The sequence below is a fragment of the Variovorax sp. W2I14 genome (genome assembly GCF_050435205.1).
Taxonomy (GTDB): domain Bacteria; phylum Pseudomonadota; class Gammaproteobacteria; order Burkholderiales; family Burkholderiaceae_C; genus Variovorax; species Variovorax paradoxus_C.
Map to the genome: position 1 here is coordinate 6149683 of NZ_JBNDJX010000001.1, position 17953 is coordinate 6167635.

A 17953-nucleotide genomic window follows, 5' to 3' on the forward strand; every position below is an offset into this window, starting at 1 on the left:
TCGAACATGACGATCGTCCATCGCCTGCCGTTGAGCGGCGGGCATGTCATGCATGTCGAGGAGCACGGCAATCCGGAGGGACTGCCCGCACTGGTGCTCCACGGCGGGCCCGGCTCGGGAAGCTCGCCGCTTCTGCGCAGCGGTTTCGATCCCACGCGCTACCGCATCATCTGCCCCGACCAGCGCGGCGCGGGACGAAGCACGCCCACGGGGTCGATTTCGCACAACACGCTCGTCGATCTGCTCGACGACCTGCGGCTGCTTCGCGAACATCTGCATGTCGACCGATGGCTGGTGGTCGGCGGATCGTGGGGCGCGACGCTGGCACTCCTGCACGCGCTGGACCAGCCTTCCGCCATTGCCGGGCTCCTGCTGCGCAACGTGTTCCTCGCGCGCACTTCAGACATCCACGATTTTTTCGCCGAGGCCGCACGGCGCGGCGGTCCCGAATGGCGCGTGCTGTGGAACGAAGCCCGGCGGCGCCGATGCCCGGTCGCGACGGTGCTCGCGGACATCTTCGCGCACGGAACGTGGGAGGCGCAGCGGCGCGCGACGCTTTGCTGGTTCGCGTGGGAGCAGCGCTTCTCGGGCGGCACCGCTGCAACGCCCGACGACGCCGTGTTGCAGCGGCTGGTGCCGCGCTACCGCGTGCTGAGCCACTACCTGCACCACGGGTGCTGGCTCCGCGCGCCCACGCTGCTCGCGCGATGCGCCGCGCTGCCCGCGGTCCCCACACTCATCGTGCACGGAACGCGCGATGCCATGTGCCCGCCGCAAGGCGCACAGGCACTCGCGCGGGTCTTGCACGGGCGGGCCACCTTGCAATGGGCGCAAGGTGCAGGGCACGACCCCACGCATCCCGCGCTCGCCGCCGCGATGAAGCAGGCGCTCTGCAACTACGCGAACACGCAGACCTTCAGCGCAAGCGTTCCTTGAGCGGATCGCCAATCAGCGTCACGCGGCCGTCCTTGCGGCGCGTCCACAGCCGCTCGTTGCCATGGCCGTCGTCGGCGACGAAGAGCACGGCATCGCCCAGCGCGCGAAAGCCCAGCGGCAGCGCGTTGCGCGCACCGGCCGCTACATCGGCGACCGCGCGCGTGCCGGCCGTGGTGCCGTCGCTCGTCCACGGTTCGACACCCGTCGTGCCGCCGCCGTTCGCGGAGAACCACAGCGTCGAGCCGATCACCGCAAAGCGCGCGGGCGATCCGCTCTCGGCGCCCGGTGCGATGTCCTTCACCAGCACGGTGCCCTTGGCGGTGCCGTCGCTGCGCCACAGCTCCGCGCCGGAGGCGCCGTCGGTCGCCGCGAAGTAGACGCGGGCCCCCATCGTTGCGAACGGGCTCGAGATCGAACCGCCCGTGCCTGCACGGATGTCCTTCACCAGCGTCGTGCCGGCTTCGGTGCCGTCGCTCTTCCAGAGCTCGGTGCCGTGTGCGCCGTCGTCGGCCGCGAAGTACAGCGTGCGGCCGACCGCGACCAGGTGCGAAGGTCGCGAGGGCGACGTTCCCGGCCGGATGTCCTTCACCATGCGCGTGCCGCTTTCGCTGCCGTCGCTCTTCCACAGCTCGATGCCGTGCTCGCCGTCGTGCGCGGTGAAGTAGATGTCGTCGCCGACGGCGGTCAGCGCCTGGATGCCCGCATCCTCGGCGCCCGGACGAACGTCCTTCACCAGCCGCGTGCTCTCGGGCGTGCCTTCGGTCACCCAGAGTTCGTGGCCGTGCTCGCGCGTGGTCGCGGTGAAGAAGAGGCGCTTGCCCGCCACGGTGACCTGCCGCGCGACCGCGCGCGGCCCGGCGTCGATCGACGACACGCGCGTCGTGGTCTCCGACGTGCCCGATGTCTTCCACACCTGGAACCCCGTCTTGCCGTCGTCCGCCACGAAGTACAGCGCGTCGCGAAACACGGTCAGTTCGCTCGGCATCGCACCTTCTTCGCCGGGCCGCAGGTCGATCACGCGCGTGGTGCCCGCGGCCGTGCCGTCGGTGCGCCAGAGTTCGAGGCCGCTCTCGCCATCGGTGGCGGTGGTGTAGACGTGGTTCCTGAACACCGTCTGCCCGGCAGGAAAAGAACCGCGGAAGCCCGGGCGGATGTCTTTCAGCATGCGCGTGCCCGCGCTGGTGCCGTCCGTGATCCACAGCTCCTGGCCCGACGCGATGTGGAAGGCGCTGAAGAGCATCTTCCCTTGGAGCGATGCCAGCCCGGTGGGCGAGACGAAGGCCAGCGCCTGGCGCTGCTCGGGCAGCACCTCACGCTCGGGGTCTTGCGCAACGGCGGGCAGTTGCACCGACAGCGCGAGGGCTGCCAGCCACGCGGGCCGCATGGCGGAGAGAAGAGCGCCGCGCATCTCAGCCCCCGAACCACCGCGCCGGCACGATCACCAGCTGCGGAAACGCCACCATCACGAACAGGATCGCGAACTCCGCGATCATGAACGGCACCACGCCGCGCGTGACGTCGTCCATCGATATCTTCCCGACGCCCGCCACCACGTTCAACACCGTGCCCACCGGCGGCGTGACCAGTCCGATCGAGTTGTTGATGATGAACAGCACGCCGAAATACACCGGATCGATGCCCGCCGCCTTCACCACCGGCATGAGCACCGGCGTGAGGATCAGGATGGTGGGCGTCATGTCCATCGCGGTGCCCACGACCATCACGATCACCATGATCGCGATCATCAGCAGGATCTGGTTGCCCATGAAGGGCTCCAGCAGGCCGACGATCTTCGAAGGCAGGTCGGCCACCGTGATGAGCCAGGCGCTCACCATCGCCGCGGCGATCAGGAACATCACGATCGCGCTGGTCTTGGCCGCGCTCACGAAGATGCCGTACAGGTCGCGCCAGGTGATCTCGCGGTAGATGACGGTCGAGACGAAGAGCGCATACACCGCGGCCACGACCGCGGCCTCGGTCGGCGTGAACACGCCCATGCGCAGGCCCACGAGGATGATGATCGGCAGCATCAGCGCCCAGATCGCCTTGCGGAAGGTGGCGAAGATCTCGGCCGACGACTTGCGCGGCGGCGGCACGATCTTCTCGCGCCGCACCAGCCAGGCCCAGGTGAGCCACAGCGCCGCGCCGATCATGAGGCCGGGCACGATGGCCGCGAGGAACAGCTTCGAGATCGACACGTTGGCGGCCACGCCGAAGATCACCAAGCCGATGCTCGGCGGAATCACCGGCCCGATCACGCCCGTGGCCGCGATGAGGCCGGCTGCGCGCGGCTTGTCATGGCCGGCCTTCACCATCATCGGCAGCAGCAGCGCGGTGAGCGCGGCGGCGTCGGCCACCGCCGAACCCGAGAGTGCCGAGAGCAGGCAGCCGGCCATGATGGTCACGTAGCCGAGCCCGCCCTTCACATGGCCGACCACCGCGAGCGCGAAGTCGACGATGCGTTTCGAAAGACCGCCCACGTTCATGATCTCGCCGGCGAGCATGAAGAAGGGCACGGCCAGCAGCGGAAAGCTGTCGGCGCCGCCGATCACGTTCTGCGCGAGGATCTGCGCGTCGAAGAGGTCCAGGTGCCACATGAGCGCCACGCCGCTTGCGAGCAGCGCGAAGGCGATGGGAATGCCCATCGCCATGGCCAGGAGGAGAGAGCCGACAAAGACGAGGATGGTCATTTGCGTGCTCCCGGCGTCTCGTTCTGCGAACCCAGGATCTGCTGGAGCTGCACGGCTTCTTCCGACTCCTGCACCATCACCAGTTCGCTCTCGGCAATGCGCCCGGTAAGCAGGCGCAAAAGGTCAAGCGCGAGGATGAAACCCGCGAGCACCGAGAACACCACGCCCGAGGCATACACGATGGCCATCGACGCGCCGGTGACCGGTGCCGTCACGTCCCAGTTGATGCGCGCCTGCGCGACGCTGCCCTGGAACAGCAGCCACACGATGTAGAGCATCACGGCGTGGCCGACGGCCAGGCAGATCTTCTTGCCGATGGGTGGCAGCTTCTGCACCACCATGTCCACGCCCAGGTGGCCGTGCTCCTTCAGCGCGACCACCGCACCGAGGAAGGTCATCCAGATGAAGAGCCAGCGCGAGACTTCCTCGGACACGGTGATGCCCGAGTTGAAGCCGTAGCGCAGCACCACGTTGCCGAACACCAGCACCACCATGACCGCGAGCGCGGCCGCGATCAGCGCCTCGATGCCGGTGCAGCACCGGTCGATCCAGCGGCTCATGGCGCGGCCGCGGCCAAGGCTGTTCTTTGCATCTCCACCAGCGCGCGCAGCGCGGCCAGGTACGACAGCGGCCCGAGCCCCTGCACCGTGCCCTTGACCGCGGGCGAGATGATCGAGTGCGCGCGCCACGCTTCGCGCGCGGCGATGTTGGACATGTGCACCTCGATGGTCGGGAACGGCATCGCCTTGATCGCGTCGTGCAGCGGCACGCCATGCTGGGTGAGGCCCGCGGGGTTGACCAGCGCGCCCTGCGCATCGTCGATGTGCGTGTGCAGGAAATCGATCAGGTCGCCTTCGTGGTTCGACTGGATCGTCTCCAGCGTCACGCCGAGTTCGCCCGCGAGCGACTGCAGTTGTGCGTTGATTTCGGCGAGCGTGGTCTTGCCGTAGATGTGGGGTTCGCGGCGGCCGAACAGGTTGAGATTGGGGCCGTGGAGGACGAGGATCTTCATGGGGAGCTTCGGTGAGAGGGCTTTTTTTGCTTACTTGCGGATGCGTGCGAGCTCGTCGTTGTAGAGCTTGACGATGGCGGGGTCGTACTGTGCGGCGAACTTGTCGACGACGGGCTTGGCGACAGTGCGCATGCGCGCTTGCTCGGCGGGGGTGAGTTCGTTGAACTGCGCGCCCTTGGCCTGCAGGTCGCCCACGGCCTTCTGCGCTGCGGCGCGGCTCACCTGCCTTTGATAACCGCGTGCCTCGTTGGCCGCGTCGTTCATCATCTTCTGCTCGGCGGGGGTGAGCGAGTCCCAGAACTTCTTGCTCACCAGCACGATGTTGGCCGCGTAGACATGGTTCGTGGCGCTGACGAACTTCTGCACTTCGTAGAACTTGTTCGAGAGGATCACGGCGTACGGGTTTTCTTGGCCATCGACCGCCTTCGCTTCGAGCGCGCCATACAGCTCCGCAAAGGGCATCGGCACCGGGTTGGCCTTGAAGGCCTTGAAGGTTTCAAGAAACACCGGGTTCGGGATCACACGGATCTTCAGGCCTTCGAGGTCCTCGGGCTTGGTGATGGGGCGCTTGCTGTTCGTCACGTTGCGAAAGCCCAGGTCCCAGTAGCCGAGAGCGACGAGGCCCTTCTCGGGCAGCTTGGCGATGAGGGCTTGGCCGAGCGGCCCATCGAGCAGCGCATCGGCTTGCGCGAAGGAGTTCACCGAGAAGGGGAAGTCGACAAGGCCGAACTCCTTGACGATGCCAGCGAGCGAAGTGGTGGCCGGTGCCGACATCTGCTGCACGCCGCCCTGCAGGGCAGATTGCTGCTGCATCTCGTTGCCCAGTTGGGAGGCGGGGAATTCCTGGACCTTCATCTTGCCGCCGCTCTTGGCCGAGAGCAGCTCGGCGAATCGCTTGACGCCGAAGCTCACGGGGTGGTCGGCGTTGTTCAGGTGGCCGAAGCGGATCACGCGATCCTGCTGCGCCCACGACGGAGCGGCAAGGCCGACGCAGAAGCTGGCAATGGCAAGCGTACGAAGAAGTTTCACAAGAGGTCCTCAAGGAGATGGAAAAACCGATTGGGCGCGATTATGGATTTTCTTGGAAAGCGTTTCCACTATGGAAATCCCTTCCCTGTCTGTTACGCTCCGCCGGGCAAGATCACCGTCGTCTGTGAAATGAAATTCGAAAGAGCGATATGAGCGGGATACTGGAACGCAGCTTCAAGGTGCTGGAATACCTGGCCGAACATCCGGAGGGCTGTGCGCTCTCTGCCCTGGCAAGCGAATTGGAGATACCACTGAGCGCGTCGCACCGCCTGCTCACGGAACTCATTCGCTGCGGCTACGTGCGGCAAGACCCGCGCGATGGCCACTACCTGCTGACCATCAAGCTCGTCTCGATCAGCCTGTCGTTCCTGAGCCGCTCCGGCATCGTCGACATTGCCCAGCCCCTGCTCGACCAACTGGCCTCGGCCTCGGGCGAACTGGTGCGGCTGGCCGTGGTCGATGGCGATGACCTGACCTTCGTGGCGAAGGCGCAGGGCGCCACACGCGGCCTTCGCTACGACCCGGACATGGGCCTGTCGGTCAACCTCTCCTGCAGCGCGGCCGGCCACGCATGGCTCTCGACGATGAGCGAGGACGCCGCCACCGTGCTCGTCGCGAAGAAGGGACTGGGCACGCCGCAGGACTACGGCCCCAAGGCGCCCACCTCCATCAAGGCCGTGATGGCCTTCGTGAAGGCTGCGCACCAGCGCGGCTTCAGCATGATCAATGAAGTGTTCGCGCCGGGCATGACGGCCATGGCTGCGCCGGTGCGCGGCGCCGACGGCACGGCCATCGGCGTCGTCACCATCGCGGGGCCGCTGAGCCGCCTGACGCCGCAACGGATGGAAGCGCTCGGACCCGCGCTTCTCCAGACCGCCGAAGACGTTGCGCGTGCCAGCGGCGCATCGGCGTTGTTCAAGAAAAGAGCCTGAGTCGGCTTACATAAAAGGAGACAAGCCATGAAGAGCAATTCGATTCGCAAGCTCGCGGTGCTGGCCACCATTGCGGCCGTCGCCGCATTCGCCACCGGCAGCGCGTTCGCGCAGATCAAGGAGCGCACGCTCAAGTTCGCGTTCCAGAACCAGACCGGCCATCCGCAGGCGCAGGGCGCGCAGAAGTTCGCCGACATCGTCGCGGCCAAGTCGGGCGGCAAGATCACGGTGAAGCTGTTCGCGGGCGGCTCGCTCGGCGGCGACCTGCAGACGGTGTCCGCATTGCAGGGCGGCACGGTCGAGATCACCGTGCTCAACGCCGGCATCCTCTCCGCGCAGGTGAAGGAGTTCGCGGCCTACGACTTCCCGTTTCTCTTCAACAGCGGCAAGGAAGCCGATGCCGTCACCGACGGTCCCTTCGGCCAGAAGCTGATGGCCAGGCTCGAAGAGAAGGGCCTGCACGGCCTGGGCTACTGGGACCTGGGCTTTCGCAACCTCACCAACAGCAAGCGGCCGATCGTGAAGGCGGACGACATCGCGGGGCTGAAGATCCGCGTCATCCAGTCGCCGATCTACATCGACCTCTTCAGCGCGCTCGGCGCCAATGCCACGCCGCTGCCGTTCCCCGAGCTCTATCCGGCGCTCGACCAGAAGGCGGTCGACGGGCAGGAGAACCCGAACACGACGATCCTCTCGTCCAAGTTCGCCGAGGTGCAGAAGTACATCACCCAGACGCGCCACATCTACAACCCGCAGGCGCTCCTCGTCAGCAAGAAGACCTGGGACGGCATGAGCGCCGAAGAGAAGAAGATCATTTCCGACGCCGCCGCCGAGGCCACCGTGTTCCAGCGCCAGGCCTCGCGCGGGGCGGCCGACAGCGCGCTCGATGCGCTCAGGAAGGCCGGCATGACCGTCTCCGAACTGCCGCCCGAAGAGATGGCCAAGCTGCGCGCCAAGGTGAAGCCGGTCATCGACAAGTACTCGGCCTCGGTGGGCGAAGCCACCGTCAAGGAACTGATGGCCGAGATCGAGAAGGCGCGCAAGTAAGCCGGATCAGACGATCCGCACCGACAGGTTCGGCAGCCCGTCGATATGGATCTCGATCAGGTCGCCGCGCACCACCGGCCCCACGTTCTCAGGCGTGCCCGAGTAGATGATGTCGCCGGGCATCAGCTCGAAGGCCTGCGACAGGCGGCTGATCTGCTCGGCGACCGACCAGATCATGTACTTGAGCGTGGCGTTCTGCTTGGTCTCGCCATTCACCTTGAGCCAGATCGCGCCGTCGGCGAAATGACCGACCTTCGCCACCGGATGGATCGGCCCGATGGGCGCCGAGTGGTCGAAGCTCTTGCCGATTTCCCACGGCTTCTTCTGGTCGCCCATTTCGCGCTGCAGGTCGCGCCGCGTCATGTCCAGGCCGAGAGAGTAGCCGTACACATGGTCGAGCGCGCTCGCCGCCGGAATGTTCTTGCCGCCCTTGGCCAGCGCGACGACCAGTTCCACCTCGTAGTGATAGTTCTTGGTGAGCGTGGGGTAGGGGTGGTCGGCCACCTTGCCCGGCATCACGACCTGGATCGCGTCGGCCGGCTTTTGAAAAAAGAAGGGCGGCTCGCGCGTCGGGTCCGAGCCCATTTCGCGCGCATGGGCGGCGTAGTTGCGGCCGATGCAATAGATGCGGCGCACCGGGTACACCTGTTCGCTGCCGACGATCGGCACGGTCGATGCGGCGACATCGAAAGGCGTGGGCGCCGCGCGCGCGGCACCGGCGGGCAGCGCGCAACCGGCAATGGCGCCCGTGGCCATGGCGGCGGAACCGGCCAGGAGGCCGCGACGTGATGAGGTGTTGGACATGTTCTGTGTCTCCTTCGGGGTTATGTCTGAAAGCGCGTCGTCGATTCTGGGATGAGGCAAGGCCGCCGCGCCGCACGCATCTACGCAAAAACAGGACGCAAGCAACACGCGCACCAAAGCCGTTGCCCACGCCTCTCGCTACCATCGCGCCATGCCGGCTCCCCATCAGTCCAGCGCCTCCAGCTCGCGCCTCTACGGCATGCAGGAGCGAGCGAACCATCTCGACTTCGACATCCGTTTCGAAGGCGCGCGCGACGTGCTCGCGCGGCCGCACCGGCACGAGTACTTCCAGATCCAGGTGAGCATCGAAGGCGGCGAGCAGCAACTCATCGGCGGCGCGGTGCGGCCGTTCCGCGCGGGGCACCTGAGCTTCGTGCTGCCGTACCGCGTGCACGTGGTGCCGCATCCCGTCGGTGCACGCTACGCCATCGTGAACTTCGACCAGGGCTTTCTCTGGCCCGAACTGGCCGTCGAGCCGCTCGACCTCGAAGAGGTGTCCGTCGCGCGGCATCCCGAACTCGCGCCATTCCTCTTTCAGGAGTACGTCGACTTCTCTTTCGACGAAGCGGATTTCGCGCGCATCCTGCGTTGGCTCGATGAACTCTCCGCTCTGAACCGCGCGCGGGGTTTCGCCACCGCGGGCGCGATCCGCGGCATCCTGCTGCAGCTCATCGCGCTGGCCTGCCAGCGGCACGAAGGAGCATTGCTGGAGCAAGCCGCACGCCACAGCGGCCGCAGTTCGCGGCGCGATGCGCTGCAGCGTGTGATGCGTTATGTGCGCGAGCACTTGAGCGAAGAGATGTCGCTCAACGAAGCGGCGGCTGCGGCGATGCTGTCGCCCAACTACCTCGCGCATCTGCTCAAGAAGCAGACCGACCGCACCTTCACCGAACTCGTCACCGAGCGGCGACTGGAGCGCGCAAAGGAATTGCTGCTGACCTCCAGCGTCCGCATCGGCGACATCGCGCAGCAATGCGGCTTCAGCGATGCCGACTATTTCAGCCGGCGATTTCGACAGCAGATCGGCGTCACGCCAAGGCAGTTCCGCCAAGGCGCGAGCGCGCCGGCTGTTGCTGCTGTTGTTACTTCTTCATCGCCTTGATGTCGGCCTTGCCCTTGCTTTCTTCGGCCTTGGCCTGCTTCACGCAGGCGGACTTGGCGTCGCCCTTCTGGTCGTCGCACTTTTCCTTGGCGATGTCGTAGGCGGCTTCGACCTTGGCCTCGGCCACCTTGCGTGCGTTGCTGTCGCTGGGCCGCACCTTCTGGTCGAGCTCGGCCTTGGCGATCTTTTCCTTGCCCTTGGCTTCCTCGACGCAGACGTCCTTTGCGTTGTCCTTCATGGCATCGCAGGCGGCCTTGTCGGCCTTGTAGTCGGCGGCGATCTTGTCGCGCCCGGCCTTGAGCTCCGCCACGGCGGGGTCCATCGTTGCCGCCGGAGGCGGGGTTGTTTGCGCATGGGCCGCAATCGCCATGAAGCACGACGCGGTCGCGCATATCCGCAGGAACTTTTGCATGGTCATCTCCTTGACGCCGGTGTTGGTTGTTGCATCGGGTCCGGCGCCTGAAACCATCCTAGGAAGCGGCGACGAGCGAGCGGTAGGACGCCTCGTGAACCAGCCGTAAGCACATGCTGACGCGCGGCATCTGGCGTGTACGCATGCGCGCACCTTCTCCGCAAGAGACGGCGATGGAGATGAAGGTGGCGACCGCGCCGCGCCTCAGTGCGCGCTGGCGGCGATGTTGCGTATTTCGCTGTGCAGGGCACGCTGCCCCGAGGCCAGCGCGGCCTCGTAGCTGTCGGCCGCATCGAAGGCGCTGCGAAGCACGGTCGGGTTCGCGCCGTTCGCATCGGTTTCCAGCAGCCGCCAGACGAACGAGCCGGGCACCGGCTCCTCGATGATGAGTTCGATCGGATGTGTCATGGCCCGACGATGTTCCCCTGGAAATCGGGTGTCTGTAGGCCAAGTCTGAATTTTCCGGAGGTCTCGCAAGGGGGCGAAAGCGCCGCGTGTGAAACGTAGTGTGTTCGTTTTCAAGGCCGACACAGAGGCATACGCAATGCGTGCCCGAGGCGCGAGGTGCGGCGAACAATCCGCTCGTTCTTTCGCCAACCACCCTCCACTTCCGTGTCCAGGAAAACATCATCATGAGCATTCGATCCAATGTAGTTCTCGCCGTTGCGGCGGTCGCGGCCTCGGTCGCCGTTCTCACCTTTGCCGCTCCGCCTCCCGGTGGCGAGGTTCCCGCGGGCGCCGCGCTGCAGGCGCCCGAATTCCAGAACATCGACAAGTGGCTCAACTCCGAGCCGCTGAAGCTGCAGGACCTGCGCGGCAAGGTCGTGCTCGTCGACTTCTGGACCTACACCTGCATCAACTGCCTCAACCACCTGCCGTACGTCAAGGACTGGAACGCGAAGTACAAGGACAAGGGTCTCGTCGTCGTGGGCGTGCACACGCCCGAGTTCGCCTACGAGAAGTCGACCAAGAACGTGCAGGACGCGATCAAGCGCCTGCAGATCCAGCACGCCGTGGCGCAGGACAACAGCTACGGCACCTGGAAGGCTTTCAACAACCAGTACTGGCCCGCGGTCTACCTGATCGACAAGCAGGGAAAGATCGTCTATTCGCACTTCGGCGAAGGCAGCTACGGCACGACGGAGAAAAAGATCCAGGCGCTGCTGGCCGAGCCGTCGCCGGCCGTTGCTGCTGCTCCCACTGCTACCACCGGAGGCTGAGATGAAGAAGCTCTGGTTCGCGCTGCTTTTCTTCGCGGGCGGCTTCGCGCACGAAGTCCGCAACCCGGTGAGTTGCCAATGCATCGCGGCCCGCGAGTTGGCGGGCCCTCGGAAACGCGCCCGTTCATGAAAAGGCGCAGGGCGAGGGGCGGCGCTCAGTCGTCCCGCGCTTCGACCGCCGAGGCGAAGACGTAGCCTTCGCTGCGCACTGTCTTGATGTAGCGCGGCTCCCGCGCATCGTCGCGCAGCCGTTGGCGCAGGCGGCTCACCAGCAGATCGATCGATCGCTCGAAGAGCTCCGCCTCGCGGCCCTGCGTGAGGCTCAGCAGCTGGTCGCGGCTCAGCACCTTCTGCGGATGGTCGAGAAACACGCGCAGCAGGCGGTACTCGGCGCCGCTCAGCGCCACCATCGTGCCGCTGTCGTCCAGCAGGTGGCGCGCCACCGTGTCCACATGCCAGTCGCCGAAGGCCAGCTTCTGCGACGGCTCGACCGCGCCCATGTTCGGCGGCAGCATGCGCGTGCGCCGCATCACCGAGCGGATGCGCGCGAGCAGCTCGCGCGCCGAGAAAGGCTTGGCCAGGTAATCGTCGGCGCCCATCTCGAGGCCCAGGATGCGGTCGGCCTCTTCGCTGCGCGCGGTGAGCATCAGGATCGGCGTGGCCTTGTACTTGCCGGTTCGCAGATCGCGGCACAGCGTGAGCCCGTCTTCGCCCGGCAGCATCAGGTCCAGGATGATGAGGTCGAACGGCCCCGACTCCTCGAGCGCCGCGCGCATGTGCCGCCCGGTGGGCACCGCCACCACGCGCAGGCCGTTCTTGACCAGGTAGGTCGTGAGCAGTTCGCGGATTTCCCGGTCGTCGTCGACGATGAGGATGTGATCGGAGGTCTTGGGAGTCATGGCTGTGTAGGGGTGTGAAGTGCGCCGCAGCCGCAATGTATCTCGCCCGCCGCGAACGGGCCGGGGGTTTGTATTCGCAAGTATCTGCAGGCGGAGGTCGCGACACTATGTTTCGCGACCTCCGCCTCATTGGCTCTTCAGCGCAGCGACCTGAACGCCGCCCGGATCTCCACCGCGAACAGCTCAGGCTGCTCCCACGCCGCGAAGTGGCCGCCCTTGTCCACCTCGTTGAAATAGATCAGGTTGCGGTACGCCCGCTCGGTCCAGCTCTTGGGCGCGCGGTAGATCTCGCCGGGGAACACCGTCACCGCCGCGGGAATCGAGATATCGACCGCGTTGAAGTTGTTGGCGTTGTTCTCCCAGTAGAGCTGCGCGCCCGAGGTCGCGGTCTTCGTCACCCAGTAGAGCGTGATGTCGTCCAGCATCTCGTCGCGTGTGAGCGCCTTGTCGGCATCGCCGCCGCTGTAGGTCCACTCGTTGAACTTGTCGTAGAAAAAGGCGGCCAGCCCAGCGGGCGAATCTTCCAGCGCATAGCCCAGCGTCTGCGGGCGCGTCACCATCATGGCCGCGTAGCCGCCGCCCTTGGTGTAGAGATACTTGAGCGATTCGAAGGCGGCCTTCTCCTTCTCCGAGAGGCCGGCCGGCGCGGGGTCGCCGTTGTTGAGCGCCTTCGCCACGTCCGGCGGCACCGTCGCAGGCATGTTCACGTGAATGCCCAAGAGGCCTTGCGGCGCCTGGCGCGCCATCTTGTCGGCCACCACCGAACCCCAGTCGCCGCCCTGCGACACATAGCGCGTGTAGCCCAGGCGCTTCATCAGCACGTCCCACGCGGTCGCGATGCGGTCGGCGCCCCAGCCCGTGCTTTGCGGCTTGCCCGAGAAGCCGTAGCCGGGCATCGAGGGCAGCACGAGGTGGAAGGCGTCTTCCGCACGGCCGCCATGCGCCGTCGGGTCGGTGAGCGGTCCGATGACCTTCAGGAGTTCCATCACCGAGCCCGGCCAGCCGTGCGTGATGACCAGCGGCATCGCGTTCGCATGGCGCGAGCGCACGTGCACGAACTGGATGTCGAGCCCGTCGATCTCGGTGATGAACTGGGGCAGGGCGTTCAGGCGCTTCTCCACCTTGCGCCAGTCGTAGCCCGTGCCCCAGTAGCGCACCAGCGGCTGCAGCTTCTCGAGCCGCACGCCCTGCGTCTGGTCGTTGACCGTCTCGCGGTCGGGCCAGCGCGTGGCCTGGATGCGGCGGCGCAGGTCGACCAGCACGGCCTCGGGCACATGGATGCGGAAGGGGCGGATCGACGTGTCGCCGGTCGGCGCGCGAGGCTTCGTCGTGGCGGGAACATCGACAGCGGCCGAAGCGCCCGAGCCCTGTGCGAAAGCCGGGTTGGAGAGCAGCCCGAAACCGGCGGCACCCGCGACGGCGGTGGTGGCGAAGAAGTGGCGCCGCGTGGGCGCTGGAGGCACAGAAGAAACAGAAGACATGGTGATCTTTCTTTCGTCGATTGAGAGTGAAGCGAGAAGGCCTTGCGGGCCGCCCGAATGAACGGACGGGCGCATCTTTGGCCGTGCTTTCCCTCTCCGATCCGAAGGCTGTATGCCCGTGTATCGACGCGAGAAATCCACACACTACGTTTCATCGGAAAGCCGATGGCAGGAAGGGGTGCCTTCGAGGAGAGATACCGCCATTGCGACCGCGGCGCAGCCCGGCAGTGAAACGTACTGTGTGGGTTTCTCCGGCAGATACAGAGGCATACGCAAGGTGATCCCAGGGGTCAAGGGCGGCCCAACAATCCGGTCCGTTCCCAACCAACCCTTCCAAGGAAACACCATGACCTCCACCGAAAAGATCCTCTACACCGGCAAGACCCACACCACCGGCGGCCGCGACGGCGCCTCGACCAGCAGCGACGGTCGCCTGGACGTCAAGCTCTCGTCCCCCGGCGGCCCGGGCACCGGCACCAACCCCGAGCAGCTCTTCGCCGCCGGCTGGTCCGCCTGCTTCATCGGCGCGATGGGCCTGGCAGCCGGCAAGCTGAAGATCAAGCTGCCCGCCGACCTGGCCGTGGACACCGAGGTCGACCTGGCCAACACCGATGGCGCCTACTTCCTGAAGGCCCGCCTGAACGTCAGCGTGCCCGGCATCGAGCGCGAGGTCGTCCAGTCGCTGGTGGATGCGGCGCACCAGACCTGCCCGTACTCCAAGGCCACGCGCGGCAACATCGACGTCACCATCAACGTGGTCTGACAGGGCGCATGACGAGGCCGAACGGGTAATGTTCCATGTCGCTTCTTGCTGCTGAACACACTGCGATACATGCGATGGGCTTTCGGGCGAGGCCCGGGTCTATAAACGAGCCCATGTCCACCCCACCCGCCAGTCCCGCCGTCGTGAATCCTCCTGCAAGCACCACCGGCGGCTTGCGCCGGCTGGTGCCGCGGTCGCTGTTCTCCCGCGTGACGCTGATCATCGTGGTGGGCCTGGCGATCGCCCAGTTGCTCACCTTCGCCGCCATCCGCTACGAGCGCGACATGGCGATGCGCGAGCTGATGATGATCGGCATAGAGCGCGACATCGCCAGCTCGGTCGCCATCCTCGACCGCCTGCCTGCCGCCGAACGCCCCGCCTGGCTCGAGAAGCTGGAGCGGCGCAACTACCGCTTCGTGCTGGGCGGCATGGCCGAAGGCGTGGCGCCCCAGTCGCTGCTGTCGCAGCAGTTCGCCACCGCCATCGTCGAGGCGATGCGGCCGTTCGAGATCGTCAAGGTCGGGCAGGTGGCCCATCCGCCCGAGGGCCTGCAGATCCAGGTGCGGCTGCACGATGGGTCTTCCGTCGTGGTGCACGCCATGCGGGTGGGCATGCCGGTGTCGAGCTGGGTGATGTGGGTGCTCGTGATCCAGTTGCTGGTGCTGGCCGTCTGCGCCTGGTTCGCGGTGCGGCTGGTCACGCGGCCGCTGGCCGATCTGGCCGCCGCGGCCGACGACCTGGGCCCGGACCTCAAGGCGCAGAAGCTCGCGGAAGAAGGCCCCACCGAAGTGGCGCACGCCGCGCGCGCCTTCAATGCGATGCAGCAGCGCATCGGCGGCTACATGTCCGAGCGCGTGGAAATCCTCGCTGCCATCTCGCACGACCTGCAGACACCGATCACGCGGATGCGGCTGCGCACCGAGATGATGGACGACGAGCACGACCGCACCAAGTTCCGCCAGGACCTGGACGCGATGAATTCGCTGGTGCGCGAAGGTGTGACCTATGCGCGCACCCTGCACGGCGCCACCGAGCCGCCGCTGCGCATGGACGCCGACGCGCTGCTCGAAAGCATGCTGGCCGACTACGAGGACGCCGGCAAGACGGTGCACCTCGAAGGCAAGGCGGGCACGCCGATCGTCGGCCGCCCGAACGCGATGCGCCGCATCGTCATGAACCTGATCGACAACGCGCTGATCTTCGGCAGCGATGTGCGGGTGCGCGTGCAACCCGGCGATGGGCAACTGGCCATCGCCGTGGTAGACAACGGCCCCGGCATTCCGCCCGACGAACTGGGCGCGGTGCTCAAGCCCTTCTACCGCGTCGAAAGCTCGCGCAACCGCAGCACCGGCGGCACCGGCCTCGGCCTTGCCATCGCGCACCAGTTGGCGATGGCGATGGGCGCCGAGCTCAAGCTGCAGAACCGCCCCGAAGGCGGACTGGAGGCACGCCTGACCATGCCCACGCGAATCGCCTAGAGGAAGCGGGCCGCGCACGCTGCGGCCGTCTCCGCCCACTGTTTTTTGCAACCGCGGCTCGTGCGTCGAGACCGTGAAGACCCCGCACGCCCCGAGGGCGCGCACCGACCGCTACAAACGAGACCCGAACCATGCTGCTGCTCCTTCTCATTGCCTACCTGGGCGGGGTGCTCACCATCCTGAGCCCCTGCATCCTGCCGGTGCTGCCCTTCGTGTTCGCACGCGCCGACCGCCCGTTCCGCTCGCACGGCCTGCCGATGCTGCTGGGCATGGCGGTGGCCTTCGCCGCCATCGCCACGCTGGCGGCAGTGGGTGGCGGCTGGGTGGTCACGGTCAATGAGTACGGGCGTTACGCGGCGATCGCGATGCTCGCGCTCTTCGGCGTGACGCTGCTGTTCCCGAGCCTGGCCGACCGCATGAGCCGGCCGCTGGTCGCGCTGGGCATTCGCCTGGCGGAAGCGCAACCCGACGGACCAAACGCCAAGGCTTCGGTGTTCTCGCCGCTGTTGCTGGGTGTCGGCACGGGCCTGCTCTGGGCGCCGTGCGCGGGTCCGATCCTCGGGCTGATTCTCACGGGCGCCGCGCTCAACGGCGCGAGCGTCGGCACTACCGTGCTGCTGTTCGCGTACGCGGCCGGCGCGTGCACCTCGCTGGCGGCGGCGCTGCTGTTCGGCGGACGCTTGTTCGCAGTCATGAAGCGGTCGCTGCACACCGGCGAGTGGGTGCGCCGCGTGGCCGGCGTCGCCGTGCTGGTGGGCGTCGGCGCGATCGCGCTGGGGCTCGACACCGGCGTGCTCAGCCAGCTCTCGGTGGGCACCACCTCTGCACTCGAAAAAGCACTCGTGGAGAAGATCGACATGCCGAAGCCGCAACCGCAATCCACGCCCTTGGTCGAATCTGCCCCGCAGCAACAAGACACCGGCCTCGTGAAGACAGCCGCCGTGCTCCCCGAACCGGCGCCCGTGCGCAAGCTCGGCATCGAGGGCCCGTTCCCTTCGCTCGCCGGTGCGACCGAATGGATCAACTCGCCGCCACTCACCCCCGAAGCCCTGCGCGGCAAGGTCGTGCTGGTCGACTTCTGGACCTACTCGTGCATCAACTGCCTGCGCACACTGCCCTACGTGCGCGCCTGGGCCGAGAAGTACAAGGACGCGGGGCTCGTCGTCCTCGGCGTGCACTCCCCGGAGTTCGCATTCGAGAAGCGCTCAGCCAACGTGCGCAAGGCGACGAAGGACCTCGGCATCGAGTTCCCGGTGGCGCTGGACAACGACTTCAAGATCTGGCGCGGCTTCGACAACCAGGCCTGGCCCGCGTTCTATTTCATCGATGCAGAAGGGCGCATCCGCCATCACCAGTTCGGCGAGAACCGTTACGACAAGGCCGAGCAGATCCTCCAGCAGTTGCTCGCCGAAGCGGGGCAACGCAACCTGCCGGCTGGCGTGGTCGCACCGAAGGGCGAGGGCACGCAGGCCGCGCCGGGCGACGAACTCGCGATGTCGGGCGAGACCTATGTGGGCACCGAACGCGCGCAAGGTTTCGCATCGCCCGGCGGTCTGGTGAACGGTCGCGCGCATCTCTACCAAAGCCCCGTGATGCTGCGCCCGAACCAGTGGGCGCTCGCCGGCGAATGGACCGTGGAGTCCGAGCGCGCCGTGGCGAACCAGCCGAACGGCCGCATCGCCTACCGCTTCCAGGCGCGTGATCTGCACCTTGTGCTCGGTCCCATGACCGATGGCAAGCCGGTGCGCTTCCGCGTGCTGGTGGATGGCAAGGCGCCGCTCGCGGACCACGGCGCGGACACCGACGCGCAAGGCTACGGAACCATCGAGGCGCAGAAGCTCTACCAACTCGTGCGACAGAAGAACGGTGCGAGCGACCGGCTGTTCGAGATCGAATTCCTGGACGGCGGGGCGCAGGCCTACGCGTTCACCTTCGGCTGAAGGAAGCCATTCAGGGCGGCGATCGCGCCGACGGGGTACCTTGCTCCGCGAATGTCCCCCGGCCTGCGGCCTCCTCCTTGATTTCGCTGCGCAAGGCACCCCATCGGCACGCTCGTTTTCAGAGCCGTCGTTGATCAGCGATACACCAGCGGCGCGCGCAAGTGCGCAGGGCATCGGGTGCTCCCCGCAGCGAAATCAAGGAGGAGGG

At 66.6% G+C, this 17953-nt stretch carries 18 protein-coding genes; 8 read left to right on the plus strand and 10 right to left on the minus strand.

Annotated elements, in window-relative coordinates:
- Nucleotides 1-6: 6 nt before the first annotated feature.
- Nucleotides 7-936, plus strand: coding sequence for an alpha/beta fold hydrolase (locus QF040_RS28720; RefSeq protein WP_429613785.1), 930 nt, complete (start codon nucleotides 7-9; stop codon nucleotides 934-936).
- On the opposite strand, the gene QF040_RS28725 is transcribed toward QF040_RS28720, so the two are convergent.
- Genes QF040_RS28725 through QF040_RS28745 form a run of 5 tightly spaced genes read right to left on the minus strand, consistent with a single transcriptional unit; the run spans nucleotide 917 to nucleotide 5667 of the window.
- Nucleotides 917-2344 (minus strand): ELWxxDGT repeat protein, encoded by a 1428-nt coding sequence (locus QF040_RS28725; RefSeq protein WP_429613786.1) that lies wholly within the window; start codon nucleotides 2342-2344, stop codon nucleotides 917-919. The two genes, QF040_RS28720 and QF040_RS28725, sit on opposite strands and share 20 nt — an antisense overlap.
- 1 nt (nucleotide 2345) lies before the next feature.
- On the minus strand, nucleotides 2346-3626 hold the full coding sequence (locus QF040_RS28730; RefSeq protein WP_306883135.1) for a TRAP transporter large permease: 1281 nt from the start codon (nucleotides 3624-3626) through the stop codon (nucleotides 2346-2348).
- Nucleotides 3623-4186 (minus strand): TRAP transporter small permease, encoded by a 564-nt coding sequence (locus QF040_RS28735; protein WP_429613787.1) that lies wholly within the window; start codon nucleotides 4184-4186, stop codon nucleotides 3623-3625. Before QF040_RS28735 ends, QF040_RS28730 begins: the two co-directional genes overlap by 4 nt.
- Nucleotides 4183-4638: a type II 3-dehydroquinate dehydratase gene (locus QF040_RS28740; RefSeq protein WP_013539180.1), complete on the minus strand. Its 456-nt coding sequence runs from the start codon at nucleotides 4636-4638 to the stop codon at nucleotides 4183-4185. Before QF040_RS28740 ends, QF040_RS28735 begins: the two co-directional genes overlap by 4 nt.
- A 30-nt stretch (nucleotides 4639-4668) precedes the next feature.
- Nucleotides 4669-5667, minus strand: a complete 999-nt coding sequence (locus tag QF040_RS28745; RefSeq protein ID WP_307510891.1) for a TRAP transporter substrate-binding protein — start codon at nucleotides 5665-5667, stop codon at nucleotides 4669-4671.
- Between the two features lie 149 nt (nucleotides 5668-5816).
- On the opposite strand from QF040_RS28745, the gene QF040_RS28750 reads away from it, so the two are divergent.
- Together QF040_RS28750 and QF040_RS28755 are read left to right on the plus strand one after the other, a co-directional pair.
- The gene (locus QF040_RS28750; RefSeq protein ID WP_429613788.1) at nucleotides 5817-6599 is read left to right on the plus strand and encodes an IclR family transcriptional regulator; all 783 of its coding nucleotides are present in this window, start codon (nucleotides 5817-5819) and stop codon (nucleotides 6597-6599) included.
- A 27-nt stretch (nucleotides 6600-6626) separates the two neighbouring features.
- Nucleotides 6627-7646: a TRAP transporter substrate-binding protein gene (locus QF040_RS28755; protein ID WP_429613789.1), complete on the plus strand. Its 1020-nt coding sequence runs from the start codon at nucleotides 6627-6629 to the stop codon at nucleotides 7644-7646.
- 6 nt (nucleotides 7647-7652) lie between these two features.
- Here QF040_RS28755 and QF040_RS28760 read toward each other — a convergent pair whose 3' ends face one another.
- Complete coding sequence (locus tag QF040_RS28760) at nucleotides 7653-8450, minus strand: fumarylacetoacetate hydrolase family protein (protein ID WP_429613790.1); 798 nt, start codon at nucleotides 8448-8450, stop codon at nucleotides 7653-7655.
- Between the two features lie 151 nt (nucleotides 8451-8601).
- On the opposite strand from QF040_RS28760, the gene QF040_RS28765 reads away from it, so the two are divergent.
- The gene (locus QF040_RS28765; RefSeq protein ID WP_429613791.1) at nucleotides 8602-9552 is read left to right on the plus strand and encodes an AraC family transcriptional regulator; all 951 of its coding nucleotides are present in this window, start codon (nucleotides 8602-8604) and stop codon (nucleotides 9550-9552) included.
- Here the strand turns inward: QF040_RS28765 and QF040_RS28770 are convergent.
- Together QF040_RS28770 and QF040_RS28775 are read right to left on the minus strand one after the other, a co-directional pair.
- Nucleotides 9533-9964 (minus strand): hypothetical protein, encoded by a 432-nt coding sequence (locus QF040_RS28770; RefSeq protein ID WP_429613792.1) that lies wholly within the window; start codon nucleotides 9962-9964, stop codon nucleotides 9533-9535. The genes QF040_RS28765 and QF040_RS28770 overlap by 20 nt on opposite strands.
- A 204-nt stretch (nucleotides 9965-10168) precedes the next feature.
- Nucleotides 10169-10372 carry a hypothetical protein gene (locus QF040_RS28775; RefSeq protein WP_013539187.1) on the minus strand — a complete coding sequence of 68 codons (204 nt, stop codon included), beginning with the start codon at nucleotides 10370-10372 and terminating at the stop codon, nucleotides 10169-10171.
- A gap of 224 nt (nucleotides 10373-10596) precedes the next feature.
- On the opposite strand from QF040_RS28775, the gene QF040_RS28780 reads away from it, so the two are divergent.
- Nucleotides 10597-11184 carry a thioredoxin family protein gene (locus tag QF040_RS28780; protein ID WP_429613793.1) on the plus strand — a complete coding sequence of 196 codons (588 nt, stop codon included), beginning with the start codon at nucleotides 10597-10599 and terminating at the stop codon, nucleotides 11182-11184.
- Nucleotides 11185-11339: 155 nt separating this feature from the next.
- Here the strand turns inward: QF040_RS28780 and QF040_RS28785 are convergent, their stop codons facing one another.
- Both QF040_RS28785 and QF040_RS28790 read right to left on the minus strand, forming a co-directional pair.
- A complete protein-coding gene (locus tag QF040_RS28785) occupies nucleotides 11340-12083 on the minus strand; it encodes a response regulator (protein WP_013539189.1) in 744 nt (247 codons plus the stop codon).
- Between the two features lie 137 nt (nucleotides 12084-12220).
- Nucleotides 12221-13564, minus strand: coding sequence for an epoxide hydrolase family protein (locus tag QF040_RS28790; RefSeq protein WP_429613794.1), 1344 nt, complete (start codon nucleotides 13562-13564; stop codon nucleotides 12221-12223).
- Nucleotides 13565-13910: 346 nt separating this feature from the next.
- On the opposite strand from QF040_RS28790, the gene QF040_RS28795 reads away from it, so the two are divergent.
- The 3 genes from QF040_RS28795 to QF040_RS28805 all read left to right on the plus strand — a co-directional run bounded on the left by QF040_RS28795 (nucleotide 13911) and on the right by QF040_RS28805 (nucleotide 17745).
- Nucleotides 13911-14327, plus strand: a complete 417-nt coding sequence (locus QF040_RS28795; protein WP_306883126.1) for an organic hydroperoxide resistance protein — start codon at nucleotides 13911-13913, stop codon at nucleotides 14325-14327.
- Between the two features lie 113 nt (nucleotides 14328-14440).
- Nucleotides 14441-15805, plus strand: a complete 1365-nt coding sequence (locus tag QF040_RS28800; protein WP_429613795.1) for an ATP-binding protein — start codon at nucleotides 14441-14443, stop codon at nucleotides 15803-15805.
- A gap of 134 nt (nucleotides 15806-15939) precedes the next feature.
- Nucleotides 15940-17745, plus strand: a complete 1806-nt coding sequence (locus tag QF040_RS28805; protein WP_429614706.1) for a cytochrome c biogenesis protein DipZ — start codon at nucleotides 15940-15942, stop codon at nucleotides 17743-17745.
- Nucleotides 17746-17953: the final 208 nt, after the last annotated feature.